This window comes from Sphingopyxis sp. H073 (assembly GCF_001468395.1).
GTDB lineage: Bacteria > Pseudomonadota > Alphaproteobacteria > Sphingomonadales > Sphingomonadaceae > Sphingopyxis.
This window is the reverse complement of the sequence record NZ_LNSG01000014.1, coordinates 1-13,458: the sequence shown is the minus strand read 5'-3', so window position 1 is coordinate 13,458 and position 13,458 is coordinate 1. Positions and strand designations below refer to the sequence as shown.

Here is a 13,458-nt window from a genome sequence, read left to right as displayed (position 1 = left end):
TTATGGCTCATGTTGCGGTGCAACAGCCGTGCCAGATTGCGCGGGGTGCGCAAAAGTTAACATTTTGTGACGGTTTTGGAGTCCGCGAGAGACGTAATCGTTCGCGGATTGGGCAAGCGAGGCAGGGCTTTGCCTAAATTTTAGGCATTATCGGGCCTTGAAGCGCGCCCAGATCGGCAAATGGTCCGACGCGCGCGCGGCAAGCGCGCTGCGATGCACGCCCGCATCGACGGGCTCGAGCTCGGGCGAGGCGAAGATGCGGTCGAGCTTCGCCACGGGCCTGCGGCTGTGGAAGCTGTGGCCGGTGTCGACCAGGTGATGCTGCGCCCCGAAGTCCGCGAGGCAGCCGCCGCGGTTCCGCCATTCGTTGCAGTCGCCCATCAGGATCGTCGGCAAGGGTTCGCCTGCGCCCACATGGTCGAGGATCGCACGCGCCTGTTGTCGGCGGCGGAGCCCCGAAATGTCGAGGTGCATGCCGACGACGCGCAACCGCTGCCCGCCGATCCGCAAGGTCGCGGCGACCGCGCCGCGCGGTTCGAGCGTCGGCAGGTGGAGGGCGTGGCTCTCCTCGACTTCGACGCCTTTGCGGACGAGCAGCGCGTTGCCGTGCCAGCCGATGCTGTGCGGCCGGTCGGTCAGTTCGACGGCTTCATAGTCGCTATGTTCGGCGAGCATATGCGGCGGGATCGCGCTCGCGCGCGTCCCGAACCGGCGATCGGCTTCCTGCAGCGCGACGATATCGGCGTCGAGTTCGCCGAGCACCGACAGCACGCGGCCGGGGTCGCGGCGGCGATCGAGCCCTATGCCTTTGCGCATATTGTAGGAGGCGACCTTGATCATGACCTGCTTTTCAAGCGCTCAGGCGGCGCTTCCGTTCCCGACCGCCTCGAATTCGGTCATCAACGCGCGCGCATCCGCCAGATCCTCGTCGAGTACCATCACGCGCACCGGGATCAGCAGTCCGACGCTCTCGGCGATGTTCATCCCTGCGTCGAAGCAGACGGCGTGGACGCCCGCGCTTTCGAGCCGGCCGCGCAGCAATTCGGCCTCGGCGCCGCTCGGCAGGCGGACGAGTTCGACGAGCGCCATCAGGCTTCGCCTGCGAAATAGCGGTCGGTCGCGCGCGTCGGCAGGCCGTCGATGCTCTTCGTGCGCTCCCGGAATTTCTCGACCCACAAGTCGGGGTCGGCCTGGCGGTGATATTTCTGCAGCGTCTCGCGCTCCTGGCTCAATTCCATCATCGGCACGCCCCAGCCGCAGCTGGTCTGGACGCTTTCGACGTCGATGACGAAAATCTGGCGTGTGCCCGGCAGCAGGGTGAAATTCGCGGCCAGCGCATCCCACTCGGCATCCTGTGGCAACACCGCGCGGCCGTGGCCATAGAGGCGCAGGATCAGCGCGCTGCGGTCGAAGGCGCAGAACATGATCGTGATGCGCCCGTCGGCGGCGAGGTGCGCGTGGGTCTCGTTGCCCGATCCGCCGAGGTCGAGATAGGCGACCTGGCGGTCGGACAATACGCGGAAGCTGTCCGCATAGCCTTTGGGCGACAGGTTGATCCGCCCTTCGCTCGCAGCGGTCGCGGTGAAATAGACCGGCTGCCTCTCGATGAAGGCGATATGCTTGTCGGTCAGCGTATCGGTGAAGTCTGCCATGGCTGCTCTCCGTATCCCTCCGGCCCTATCACCAATCCTTGCCCTCTTCTATCGCCGCTTCCTCGCCGGGCCGCGTCGCGCGGCCGAGCGCCGCGTTGCGGTGCGGAAAGCGGCCGAAGCGGTCGATGATGTCGAAATGCTTGCGGGCATAGGTACCGAACATCGGGTCGGCGAGCTGGCTCATCAGCCGCAGCGATTCGCGCTGGTCGGCGATATCCTCGCTGTGCTCGAAGGGGAGATAGACGAACGGCCGCCGGATCTCGGGCAAGCTCCGGTCCCAGCCGCGCGCGACGATCCCGCGTGCGATCGCGCGGGCGAGATCGTCGGTCGCGAAGGCGTCGGCGTGGTTGCGATAGATGTTGCGCGGCACCTGATCGAACAGGATCACCGCGGCGAGCGCGGTGTCGGGATCGGTCAGGAAATGGTCGGCGGGCAGCGCGCGGAGCGCATCGTGCCAGTCGCCTGCGAGGTCGCGGACCGCTTCGTCGAACGCTGCGCCGCCGCCGTACCAGTCGTCGATGCCGTGGTCGTCGAACCAGAAAACAAGCAGCCGCGCCGCCCAGTCGGCGGGCGGCGACGGGACGCCCTGCGTTTCGTCGGCCATGCTGCGCTTACTGGCCCGACGCGGTCTTGACCTTGCGATAGGGGACGAACTTGCCGAGCGACACGAAGCCGGTCCAGAAATGGCTCGAGCGATCGTGGAGCTGGACGGTGTCGATGCTGCAAAGCTGGCTACCCGTCGTCTTGGTCACCAGCACATCGTCGTCGTCGAGCGATTCGGCGCCCTTCGGCCGGTTGACCCAATAGGTTCCGCCGATCTTGTAAACGATCGCGGTCTTGTCGATCACCTGGCTGCTCGTGACGCTCGACAGCGTGATGCAATTTTGCGGTTCGCCCGCGACGCGGTCCTTGAGCAGCTTGGCGAGCTGGTCTTCGGGGGCGAGACTTTCGCGCGCGGAGGCTGCTGCGGGAGCGGCTGCGAGAACAGCGGCGGAAAGGATCGTAAGGATTATGGGGCGCATGATGCGACTCCTGTCTGAATAACCCTACCCGCGCGCCTTATATACCAAGTCCGATGAACCGGGAATGACCGGCGATCAGGGCCCTGACCCTGACCGCGCGGCCCGGCCGGTCAGCAGGTCGGCAGCGGGATGCCGAGCGGTCCCTTGCACTTCTTTTTCTTCTCGGGCTCGGCGGGTGTGCCCCCGCCGGAGCTGCCCATGCCGCCGAAGTCGGCGCCGATCAGCAGCATCGTATGCGAGCGGAAGCGCACCTTCGCGGTCCAGTCGATATTCCACACCGCGTTGCCCGCGGGCTTCGGCGGATAGGAGAAATTCGCTTCGGGACCGAAGGCGTTGAGGTTGCCGAGCATCATCTCGCCCGACGCCTTCTTGACCTCGGCCGGGATCTGGCAGCTCGTCTGCGTCGGCGGCATCACGATCTTCTTGGTGATGAGGTTCGCCACGACCGAGGGCGGCAGCCAGTCCCACAGGCCGCCGCCGAACTGCTGCGACGCGCTGCTCGTCCACCAGACGATGTCGCCGCCCTTGTCCTGCCGGTCCATGCCGCCGATCGTCCAGGCGACATAGCCGGTCGCGTTCGGCACCTGATTCCAGCGGATCATCACCGACTGGTCGCCCTGGATCGCGGTCGAGGCGCTGAGCCCCTGCATATAGTCCTGTGCGAGGGTGAAATTGATGTCGGAGCCGATGTTGCTCGCGACGCGGTGCGCGCCGAGCAGCGACGATCCCGATCCGGGCTGCTTGCCACCCTTGCTGTTCGGCCAGTCGACGTAGGATTTGCTGTTCGCCTGGCTGACCTCGCGGATCACCGGCACCGCGCTCGAAAAGAGGTTCGGAGGAACCTGTCCGGCGGCGACCTTGGCGAAGTCGATCACGACGGGCTGGCCGGGACCGGCCTTCGCTCCGCAGCCCCAGTAGAGGAGCAGGCGGCCCTTAGGCCGTTCGAATTCGGTCGGATATGTCCCTTCCTTGCGTTCGGGCGCGACCAGCGGCACCGATTTGCCGAGCTTCGCCTGCGGCTGGAAGAAATGGTCGCCCTTCGGCGGCGGCGCGGTCGGCGCCTGGCCCGAGCCGAGGCGGAGCAGCAGCTGGTAGGCGACGCGGTTGTTGGGATCGCCGCCGAAAGCCATGCTCATCGCGCCGCCGAGGCCGCCGCGCCCGCCCGCCATCGCGGCAAAGCCCGACATCGTCGCGACGTCCATCTCATAGCGTTCCTTGGGGCCGGTCGACTTTTGCGCCGAGCCGGGAACGGCGGCGAGCATCGCGGCGATGGTGGCGACAGAAACGAAACGCAGGCTCGAACGCATGAAATCCTCCCTGTTGCGGGGAGGCTGCCCCCGCGGATGATGCGGCCCGATTCTTCTTGTGTTTGAAGGGGGTATAAGCAGGGAAACGCGCCGCGCCAAGTGAGGGCGGTCACAGGCGCACACCACAGTCGTCACCCCGGACTTGATCCGGGGTCGATGGCGGCGATGGCGTCATGGATGCCGGGTCGAGCCCGGCATGACGATATTGGGTTACGCCGTCCCGCCGACAGTCAGCCCGCTGACCAGCAGGGTCGGCTGGCCGACGCCGGCGGGGACGCTCTGGCCGCCCTTGCCGCAGATGCCGATGCCTTCGTCGATCGCCATGTCGTTGCCGATGCCCATGACCTTGGTGAGCACGCTCGGCCCGTCACCGATCAGCGTCGCGCCCTTGATCGAGTCGCCGATTTTGCCGTTCTCGATCTTGTACGCCTCGGTGCAGCTGAAGACGAATTTGCCCGAGACGATGTCGACCTGCCCGCCGCCGAAGCTCTTGGCGAAGATGCCGTTCTTGACGCGGCTCAGGAGCTCGGCGGGATCGTCGTTGCCCCCGCGCATGAAGGTGTTGGTCATGCGGGGCATCGGCGCGTGCGCGAAGCTTTCGCGGCGGCCGTTGCCGGTGGGTTCGACCCCCATCAGGCGCGCGTTGAGCCGGTCCTGCATATAGCCCTTGAGGATGCCGTCCTCGATCAGGATCGTCTCGCCGGTCGGCGTGCCCTCGTCGTCGATGCTGAGCGAGCCGCGGCGGCCGCCGCCGACCGGGCTTTCCATCGCGCCGTCGTCGACCACCGTAACGCCGGATGCGGCGACGCGCTCGCCGATGCGGCCCGAAAAGGCGCTGGTGCCCTTGCGGTTGAAATCGCCCTCGAGCCCGTGGCCGACCGCTTCGTGCAGCAGCACGCCCGGCCAGCCGGGGCCGAGCAATACGGTGAACTCGCCGGCGGGCGCATCGACCGCGCGCAGATTGACGAGTGCCTGGTTCAGCGCCTCGTCGATCGCGCGGTTCCACTGCGCCTCTTCGAACAGATGATCGTACATATAGCGGCCGCCGAGGCCGAAATAGCCGCTCTCGCGGCGGCCGTTCTCTTCGACCACGATCGAGACGTTGAGGCGGACGAGCGGGCGGATGTCGGTTGCGAGGAAACCGTCGGCGCGGACGATCTCGACCACCGACCAGCTGCCCGCGAGCGCGACCGAGACCTGCACGACGCGCGGATCGCGCGCGCGCGCGGCGGCGTCGACCTTCTGGCACAGCTCGACCTTCTTCGCGAAGGGGATGAGGTCGAGCGGGTTCGCCTCGTCATAGAGGTGGCGGTTGGTGCGCGGCGGCGGGCCGGCGGGGGCCTGCGTAGCGGGATCGAGCAGCGCGAGCGTTTCGGCGGCGCGGCGGATCGCGCCCGCGCTGACGTCGCTCGCGTGCGCAAACCCCGTCATCTCGCCCGACACGGCGCGGAGGCCAAAGCCTGCGTCGGTCGAATAGTCCGCCGTCTTGAGCCGCCCGTCGTCGAAGCCGAAGCTCTCGGTCGCGCGATACTGGAGGTAGAGCTCGCCGTCGTCGGCCTTGGCGAGCGCTTCACGCGCGAGCTTCTGCGCCAGATCGGGGTCGAGTGCATCGGTGCGATAGAGGAAGCGGCGGGGATCGGTGGGGCTAGTCATGCGCCCGATATAGGGGCGCCTGTCCCGCGGCGCCAGCGCTCAGAGATAATTGACGGTGAGCTGGAATGTCCCGCTGTAATCGCCCGCGGGCTGGTTCGCCGGGACGGTGAGCGTGCCGCCGACATAATAGGTCTGCACCCCGCTCGGCAGCAGCGTCGCCGACGAGCCGAGGATCGATATTCCGCCGCCGCTCGTCGTGATCGCGCGGACGAGGGTCGCGGTCATCGACCCGCCGCCGCCGGCGCGGGTCAGGGTGACATTGTTGTCGCCGGTCACGATGATCAGGAAAATGCCGCCGGTACCCTGAAACACCGCGCGTTGCGCGGGGGTGCCGACCGCGGTCACTCCGCCCGTCGTGCTGCGCACGTTGGTGGCGGGATTGATCGTCGCTGTGCCCGCGGTCGGGCCGCTCACGAGCGTGCCGAAATCGAGATCGTCCGATTTGACGAGCGTGTTGGGCCGCACGACGACGACCGCCGCCGTGCCCGTCTGGTCGGCCGCGAGGGCCCGGGCGGATGCGAGTGCGGTCGCCGCGACAACGGAAATGATGGCGAGGCGGCGGAGCGCCGCTCGCGAATGGCTGGTCCCGAGAATCCCCACGATTCTGCTCCTGTCTGGAACAGAGCCATAGCGTCGGCGCGTGAATCGAAGATGCGCGGGGATGGTGAATCCGCGCTTAAGCTTAGGGTCAGGACCCATTGATTCCGCGATCGAGGTTTGAAGCGATTTTGCCTGGGGCGAGGAGAAAAGGCGCAGGAATATGTCGATATTTCCAGACTTTTCGACGAAGCCATGGGTAAAAATCGGTCAAATCCCGCAGGGACGCCGAAATGGCTTCGATCTCGGGCCCGCGCGGCCTTGCGGGTAGCGATGCTACCCGCTGCACCCGCCCGAACCCGATATCTTCGCCATTTCGACGCCTCGATCGCGGAATTAATGGGTCCTGACCCTAGCCGTGGTCGGCGACCCCGCCGGTCGCGCTCAACTCTTGTCGGCGATACCGCCGACGAGAATGAACCGCCGGTCGCAATAGCCGCAGTCGGCAAAGCCCTGGTCGGGGTCGATCTCCAGCCACACGCGCGGATGGCCGAGCGCGGCATTGGCAAGGCCGTCGCCCGTGCCGTCGCAGGCGATGCGGGTCTTGGGCGTGCGGATCGTCTCGGGCTGGGGTGCGGGCTGGGTCATCGTCGCGCCTTTAGCAAGCGCGATGCCCGCCCGCAATCGCCTGTCAGAGGTAATTCAGCGTGATCGTGAAGGTGCCGCTGTAGTCGCCGGGCGTCTGGTTCGCCCCGACCTCGAGCGTCGCGCCGACCGGGAAATTATAGTTGCCGAGCGCGCTCGCGATCGTGAAGCGCGTCGGCGTCGTCGACAGGATCGCGGTCGGGGTCGATCCGATCTCGAAATCGCGCACGCGCATCCGCGGACCCGGCCCGGTGATCCAGATCGTGTTCGACCCGAGCGAGATATTGACCTGACGGTTCGGGGTGCCGAGCCCGGCAAAGCGTGCGGGTTCGCCGCCGTTTCCGGCGAGCGTCGCGCCGCCGGTGCGGGTGCGCGTCCCGTCGGGCGCGAGCCGCACGGTCCCCGCGGTTCCCGACGCGATGATATCGCCGAAATCGAGGTCGTTGACCCGGAAGAAGGAGAGCGGTCGGAGTATGATGACGTCGGCCTGCGCCTGCGTGCTGCTCTGCGCGAACGCCGGTGTTGCGGCGAACGGGAGCGCAATGGCGGCCGAAAGGGCGATGGGCCCGCGCTGCTTGCGCAGCGGGCGAAAGATGTGGCTGGTCCTCACATCATCCCCGATAGCGACGAGGTTCCAATTTAGCGTTAACGCGGCGATCGGCTCGAATTCGCCGCCGCGAGAGGGCTTTCGCGCTGCAAGGCGCGCGGCTATGGAGGCGGCCATGAGTGAAGCCGCCATCCGCATCGACGCCGTTTCCAAGACCTATGCCGGGGGCAAGCAGGCGCTCGACAATGTCAGTTTCGACGTACCGCGCGGGCAGATCTTCGGACTGCTCGGGCCGAATGGCGCGGGCAAGTCGACCTTGATCAACATCCTCGCGGGACTCGTCAACAAGACGAGCGGCCATGCGAGCATCTGGGGTTTCGACATCGACGCCGATCCCCGCAACGCCAAATATTCGATCGGCATCGTGCCGCAGGAGATCGTCTTCGATCCCTTTTTCACGCCGTTCGAGACGCTGGAAAATCAGGCAGGCCTTTACGGCGTTCCGAAGGACAAGCGGATTTCGGATGCGCTGCTGGCCGCGGTGCATCTGTCGGACAAGCGCGATGCCTATGCGCGCACGCTGTCGGGCGGTATGAAGCGCCGCCTGCTCGTCGCCAAGGCGATGGTGCATTCGCCCCCGATCATCGTGCTCGACGAGCCCACCGCGGGCGTCGACATCGAACTGCGCCAGCAGCTTTGGGAGTATGTGCAGAGCCTCAACGACCGCGGCGTCACGGTGGTGCTGACGACGCATTATCTGGAAGAGGCCGAGGAGCTTTGCGACCGGATCGCGATCATCAACCATGGCAGGCTGATCGCGAACAAACCGACGCGCGAACTGGTCGACATGGCGCGCGAGAAGATCGTCGTCGTGACGCTCGACGCCGATGTCACCGTACTGCCGTCGCATCCGGCGTTCGAGAAGGTCGAGCGCGAGGGCGAGCGCGGCCTTGCGATCAGCTACAACAAGGACCGCATGAACGCGGGCGAGGTGCTCGCCGCGGTCAATGCGATGGGCCACGGTATCGTCGACGTCTCGACGCGCGAGGCCGATCTCGAGGACGTCTTCCTCAACCTGACCCGCGCGGCGAATGGCTAGCCTCTCTTTCCGTTTGCATCGAGCGAAGTCGAGATGCCCATCGGCGGGACTCAAGGTCGCGAGGTGTCTCGACTTCGCTCGACACGAACGGAAATCCAATGGCTGAAAATCTCTCCCACGACGTCATCATCGTCGGCTCGGGCGCCGCGGGGCTGACCGCCGCGATCGCGCTGGCCGACCATTGCCGCGTGCTGGTGCTCGCGAAGGGCGAGCTCACCGGCGGCTCGACCGCCTGGGCGCAGGGCGGCATTGCCGCGGTGCTCGACGCGGGCGACACGTTCGAGAATCATATCGAGGACACGATGGTCGCGGGGGCGGGACTCAACCGGCGCGAGACGGTCGAGTTCGTCGTCGAGAATGCGCCGCACGCGATTCTGCGGCTGATCGAGATGGGCGTCCCCTTCAACAAGGAAGCCGAGGCGCTGCATCTGACGCGCGAGGGCGGTCATTCGCACCGCCGCATCGTCCATGTCGACGATGCGACCGGCTGGGCGGTACAGGCGGCATTATTGAAGACTGCCGAGGCGCATCCCAACATCACCTTGCTGCCGGGACAGGCGTGCATCGACCTGATCACCGGCCGGCACGAGGAACGCTATTCAGGCTCGGGCCGCGTCTGGGGCGTCTATGCGCTCGACGAGAAGAGCGGGAAGGTCCACGCGCACGTCGGCCGTGCGACGATCCTCGCGAGCGGCGGCGCGGGGCGCGTCTATCAATTCTCGACGGCGCCGCGCGGCGCGACCGGTGACGGCATCGCGATGGCATGGCGCGCGGGCTGCCGCGTCTCGAACATGGAGATGATGCAGTTCCACCCGACCTGCCTCTATAATCTGGAGGTCAAGAATTTCCTGATCACCGAGGCGGTGCGCGGCGAGGGCGGCATCCTGAAGCACCCCGTCACCGGCCACCGCTATATGCCCGACTATGACGAGCGCGCCGAACTCGCGCCGCGCGATATCGTCGCGCGCGCGAACGACGATCAGATCAAGCGCTTCGGCCTCGACTATGTCCATCTCGACATCAGCCACAAGGACCCCGATTTCGTCGCGGGCCATTTCCCGAACATATACGAAAAGCTGCTGACGCTCGGCATCGACATGACGAAGCAGCCGATCCCGGTGGTGCCCGCGCAGCATTATACCTGCGGCGGCATATTGATCGACCTCGACGGGCGCACCGACCTGCCGGGGCTATACGCGGCGGGCGAGTGCACCGAAAGCGGGCTTCATGGCGCCAATCGTCTGGCGTCGAACAGCCTGCTCGAATGTTTCGTGTTCGGCGAGGCGGCGGCGAAGCATATCATCCATTGCTGGGACCAGCTCGACGTACCGCCCGCGATCCGCCCGTGGGACGCGAGCCGGGTGACCGACTCCGACGAGGAGGTCGTGATCAAGCAGAACTGGACCGAAATCCGCCGCTTCATGTGGAATTATGTCGGCATCGTCCGCACGACCAAGCGCCTCGAACGCGCGCAGCACCGGATCAAGATGATGACCGGCGAGGTCGAGGATTATTACGGCCACTTCCGCGTCACGACCGACCTGATCGAGCTGCGCAACCTCCTGCAATGCGCCGACCTGATCGTGAAAAGCGCGCTCCACCGCAAGGAAAGCCGCGGGCTGCACTACACGCTCGACTATCCGAAGCTGCTCGCCGAGGCGCGCGATACGGTACTGGTGCCTTAACCGCCGATACCGAGCAGCCGTCCGACGAGAATCAGCACGATTGCGCCGATCACGGAGGCGAGGCAGCCCGCGCGGTGGAAGTCGGCGCGGCCGCGCGAGGTGACGAAGCCCGCGAGGAGCGATCCGCCGACGCCGAGCAGGATCGTCGCGATCCAGCCCATCTGCACCGCGCCGGGATAAAAGAAGCGCGCGAGGGCGCCGATGATCAGGCCCGAGACGATCGCGCCGATGATGTTGATCATGCGTTGAATCCTTTGTTCAAGAACCGTTCGGCGAGCGCCGCGTGCAGCGCCGCGCCGCGCGCCATCACCTTTTCGTCGAGCACCATATGGTTGCTGTGGAGCCCGCAGCATTGGCGCCAGTCGCTCCCCGCCTCGCTCGCGCCGAGCCAGAACATCGCGCCGGGGGCTTTTTCGAGGACGTAGGAGAAATCCTCGGCGCCCATCACCGGATTGTCCATCGTCAGCCAGGCTTCCTCGCCGAAGGTCTGCTCGACGACCGCTTGGCCGAACGCGACCGCGCGTGCATCGCAGATGGTGACGGGGAAGCCCTCGTCGATCTGGACTTCGGCGGTGCAGCCATGCGCTTCGGCGATCGCTGGGGCGAGGCGCTTCAATTCGCGCGCAACCATCGCGCGGCGTTCGGGCGACAGCGTGCGGATCGTGCCGAGCATCTCGGCGGTTTCGGGGATGATATTGTTCGTCGTCCCCGCCGCGATCTTGGCGATCGTCACGACCGCGGGATCGAAGACCGAGATGCGGCGCGTCACCATCGTCTGGATCGCGGTGACGATCGCGCAGGCGACGGGGATCGGATCGACCGCATCGTGCGGCATCGACGCATGGCCGCCCGCACCCTTGACGGTGATCGACAGCACGTCCGACGAGGCGAGCAGCGGGCCCGCGCGCCCGGCGAAAATGCCGTGCGGCGCATTGGGCATGATGTGGAGCGCGAAGGCCGCGTCGGGAAGCGGGTCTATGATCCCGTCCTCGAGCATGAAGCGCGCGCCGTGATGCCCCTCCTCGCCGGGCTGGAACATGAACATCACGGAGCCGGGCAGCCGGTCGCGCGCCGCACAGAGCAGCTTCGCCGCGCCGACGAGCATTGCGACATGCGTATCATGCCCGCACGCATGCATCGCGCCGCTGATCTCTGACGTGAAATCCAGCCCCGTTTCCTCGACCAGCGGCAACGCATCCATATCGCCGCGCAGCAGCACCGTGCGCCCGTTCGCGGGACCGCGCAGGATCGCGACCAGCCCGGTCGTCGATGGCCCCTCGCGAAATTCGAGCGGCAGCCCGGCGAGCGCATCCTTGATCTTCGCAAGCGTCTTCGGGTTCTGCAGCCCGAGTTCGGGCTCGCGATGAATCGCGCGGCGGAGGTCGACGAGGTCGCCGAGCAAAGTTTCGGCGTCCCCCACAAAAGGACTAGAAGCGTTCATTCGGCAGCCATTGGCATATCGTCCTGTAAGTCTAAAGTCTCGCCATTCACGATACGTGTATAGACGTCGAACTTTTCGTCTTTGGACATGCTGCTCGGCAAAAATCGCAGTGCTGATGCGGCTACATACTCAGGGTTCAAATCGCAGCTTATCCAGCGACGGGCCTCAGTTTCAGCCGCGCGACCCGTAGTGTTTGAACCACCGAATATATCCACGACCAAGTCATTCTCGTCCGTCAGCATTTTTATGAAGAATTCTGGAATTTTGGCAGGAAAACGTGCCGGGTGAACCCGCGCCCCAATCAATTTACAGTCCTTCGTATAGTTACCGTTGCTTTCGGAGTTTGCAATATTGAGGAGATTGCTCGGAATAGCACCCCCATTGTCCGTAGCGAAGCCCTTTGAGATGCCGTGGCCGCTCGGCCTCTGCGCAGCCGAATAATATCGATCAGGGTTGTCGAGAAGTTTTTTCATTCGATCGCTATATGGAACCAGAACCTTGCTTATGTCTGCCTTTGGCCATTCAGTTTTACTAAACCACCAAATTGTATTTACTGAGTCTTTAACTCGAATTTTTCTTTTATTCACCCATTCTATGGGGCTCGGAAGCTTCGATGGATTGTTCCAGAAAAATTCTTGAGCCAAATGAAAACCAAGCTCGTCGCAGAACTTTATGAGCACGCGGAAATTATATAAGCTACGCGAAGGGGCGCCTTTTTGGTAAGCGCCACCAAGATCGAGCACAAAGCTACCGCTCGGTTTCAGTTTCTTAAAAACAAGCTGGGCGAACTCTGTTAGCCAGTCGATGTAGCTTGCCTGATCTTTATTTCCGTACTCCTTCTCGCGCTGTAACGCGAAGGGGGGTGACGTAATGACAAGATCGATGCTTTCATTCTGCATCTGCCGAAGCAAATCTAGTGAGTCTCCTGAAAAAGCTTCACCAAATTCAGTTCGATAGGCACTTTGCATCGAAAATCATCCTAACTGCTACTCAAATGCTGTAGACATAGAGGCATCAAGCGCCGTCTCTGTGACCATGCACAAATCGGGTGGAAACACAAGGAACATTCTGGCAACGAACTTGCGTCGGCTGCGCTCATCGATGGGTATGAGTCAAGAGGCGTTAGCGGATTTGGCTCACTTGCATCGGACTTTCGTCGGTTCGGTCGAAAGGCAAGAGCGGAACATCTCTCTGGACAATATTGAGCGCTTGGCTGTGGCTTTGGGCGTCAGCGTTAGTGAACTGCTAAGGCAAGAAGAATGCTGAAACCACATAAAGACAAGGCGCGGCTCGATCGCTTGTTCCCGGCGTTACGGGAGTATCAGGCTCTCGCCTCCGCGCATGGGATTTCAGACATTTTCCAGGACAACGGCGGGAAGCTTCTTCAGCTATTGATCGAGCTGGATTTGACGATTGTTGCAGGTCGAGCGGGAAGTGACGCGATAGACAGGTCGGGAAGGGAGTTTGAGATCAAGACGATGAACCTGTCGTTGACCCGCAGCTTCTCGACGCACCATCATCTTAACGATGCAATTTTGAGGCACTTCAGGTCAGTCGATTGGCTGTTCGCCTTCTATCGTGGAATCGAGTTGTCTGCGGTCTATCGCATGTCTCCTCCTCAGCTTGAGGGACTTTTTGCCAAGTGGGAGGCAACTTGGTTGGAGCGAGGAAAGAGGGACCTGAATAATCCCAAAATACCAGCCCGCTTCGTTTGCGAGAATGGCCAGTTGATTTACGGCTTCCCTCCCCAGCAAGGCTTGACGCACACCGCCTAGGGTCAGGACCCATTGATTTGAGCAGGCCGCTGTGATTCAGGCTCACTGTGAGGAGCCTGACTGATGAGTGATTTGTATTGGCTGACTGACGAGCA

General features: G+C 64.0%; 17 protein-coding genes. 4 read left to right on the top strand and 13 right to left on the bottom strand.

Features of this window, described 5'->3' with window-relative positions; all coding sequences use genetic code 11:
* Positions 1-147: 147 nt before the first annotated feature.
* The 10 genes from ATE64_RS19110 to ATE64_RS19065 form a co-directional block, all read right to left on the bottom strand.
* A complete protein-coding gene (locus tag ATE64_RS19110) occupies positions 148-840 on the bottom strand; it encodes an endonuclease/exonuclease/phosphatase family protein (protein ID WP_058456814.1) in 693 nt (230 codons plus the stop codon).
* A gap of 18 nt (positions 841-858) precedes the next feature.
* The gene (locus ATE64_RS19105) at positions 859-1,089 is read right to left on the bottom strand and encodes a DUF2007 domain-containing protein (RefSeq protein WP_058456815.1); all 231 of its coding nucleotides are present in this window, start codon (positions 1,087-1,089) and stop codon (positions 859-861) included.
* Positions 1,089-1,652, bottom strand: coding sequence for a pyridoxamine 5'-phosphate oxidase family protein (locus ATE64_RS19100; RefSeq protein ID WP_058456816.1), 564 nt, complete (start codon positions 1,650-1,652; stop codon positions 1,089-1,091). Before ATE64_RS19100 ends, ATE64_RS19105 begins: the two co-directional genes overlap by 1 nt.
* 28 nt (positions 1,653-1,680) lie before the next feature.
* On the bottom strand, positions 1,681-2,256 hold the full coding sequence (locus ATE64_RS19095; protein ID WP_058456817.1) for a DUF924 family protein: 576 nt from the start codon (positions 2,254-2,256) through the stop codon (positions 1,681-1,683).
* A 7-nt stretch (positions 2,257-2,263) separates the two neighbouring features.
* Positions 2,264-2,674, bottom strand: a complete 411-nt coding sequence (locus tag ATE64_RS19090; protein WP_058456818.1) for a hypothetical protein — start codon at positions 2,672-2,674, stop codon at positions 2,264-2,266.
* A 110-nt stretch (positions 2,675-2,784) separates the two neighbouring features.
* A complete protein-coding gene (locus ATE64_RS19085) occupies positions 2,785-3,981 on the bottom strand; it encodes a hypothetical protein (protein WP_058456819.1) in 1,197 nt (398 codons plus the stop codon).
* Positions 3,982-4,191: 210 nt separating this feature from the next.
* Positions 4,192-5,634, bottom strand: a complete 1,443-nt coding sequence (gene tldD, locus ATE64_RS19080) for a metalloprotease TldD (RefSeq protein ID WP_058456820.1) — start codon at positions 5,632-5,634, stop codon at positions 4,192-4,194.
* Between the two features lie 39 nt (positions 5,635-5,673).
* Positions 5,674-6,234 carry a DUF4402 domain-containing protein gene (locus tag ATE64_RS19075; protein WP_058456821.1) on the bottom strand — a complete coding sequence of 187 codons (561 nt, stop codon included), beginning with the start codon at positions 6,232-6,234 and terminating at the stop codon, positions 5,674-5,676.
* Between the two features lie 381 nt (positions 6,235-6,615).
* Complete coding sequence (locus ATE64_RS19070; RefSeq protein WP_058456835.1) at positions 6,616-6,819, bottom strand: zinc-finger domain-containing protein; 204 nt, start codon at positions 6,817-6,819, stop codon at positions 6,616-6,618.
* Between the two features lie 43 nt (positions 6,820-6,862).
* The gene (locus ATE64_RS19065) at positions 6,863-7,426 is read right to left on the bottom strand and encodes a DUF4402 domain-containing protein (protein ID WP_058456836.1); all 564 of its coding nucleotides are present in this window, start codon (positions 7,424-7,426) and stop codon (positions 6,863-6,865) included.
* A gap of 112 nt (positions 7,427-7,538) precedes the next feature.
* On the opposite strand from ATE64_RS19065, the gene ATE64_RS19060 reads away from it, so the two are divergent.
* Both ATE64_RS19060 and nadB read left to right on the top strand, forming a co-directional pair.
* A complete protein-coding gene (locus ATE64_RS19060; RefSeq protein WP_058456837.1) occupies positions 7,539-8,462 on the top strand; it encodes an ABC transporter ATP-binding protein in 924 nt (307 codons plus the stop codon).
* 98 nt (positions 8,463-8,560) lie between these two features.
* A complete protein-coding gene (gene nadB, locus ATE64_RS19055) occupies positions 8,561-10,147 on the top strand; it encodes an L-aspartate oxidase (RefSeq protein WP_058456822.1) in 1,587 nt (528 codons plus the stop codon).
* Here nadB and ATE64_RS19050 read toward each other — a convergent pair.
* Genes ATE64_RS19050 through ATE64_RS19040 form a run of 3 tightly spaced genes read right to left on the bottom strand, consistent with a single transcriptional unit; the run spans position 10,144 to position 12,556 of the window.
* Positions 10,144-10,389, bottom strand: a complete 246-nt coding sequence (locus ATE64_RS19050; RefSeq protein WP_058456823.1) for a GlsB/YeaQ/YmgE family stress response membrane protein — start codon at positions 10,387-10,389, stop codon at positions 10,144-10,146. The genes nadB and ATE64_RS19050 overlap by 4 nt on opposite strands.
* The gene (locus tag ATE64_RS19045) at positions 10,386-11,588 is read right to left on the bottom strand and encodes a M20 family metallopeptidase (protein ID WP_058456824.1); all 1,203 of its coding nucleotides are present in this window, start codon (positions 11,586-11,588) and stop codon (positions 10,386-10,388) included. Before ATE64_RS19045 ends, ATE64_RS19050 begins: the two co-directional genes overlap by 4 nt.
* Positions 11,585-12,556, bottom strand: a complete 972-nt coding sequence (locus ATE64_RS19040) for a site-specific DNA-methyltransferase (protein WP_058456825.1) — start codon at positions 12,554-12,556, stop codon at positions 11,585-11,587. Before ATE64_RS19040 ends, ATE64_RS19045 begins: the two co-directional genes overlap by 4 nt.
* 67 nt (positions 12,557-12,623) lie before the next feature.
* Here ATE64_RS19040 and ATE64_RS19035 point away from each other — a divergent pair, with 67 nt between their 5' ends.
* Both ATE64_RS19035 and ATE64_RS19030 read left to right on the top strand, forming a co-directional pair.
* Entirely contained in the window at positions 12,624-12,854 is a 231-nt protein-coding gene (locus ATE64_RS19035; RefSeq protein ID WP_058456826.1) for a helix-turn-helix transcriptional regulator, read from the top strand.
* Positions 12,848-13,363: a hypothetical protein gene (locus tag ATE64_RS19030; protein ID WP_197410185.1), complete on the top strand. Its 516-nt coding sequence runs from the start codon at positions 12,848-12,850 to the stop codon at positions 13,361-13,363. Before ATE64_RS19035 ends, ATE64_RS19030 begins: the two co-directional genes overlap by 7 nt.
* The last annotated feature ends 95 nt before the right edge of the window (positions 13,364-13,458 follow it).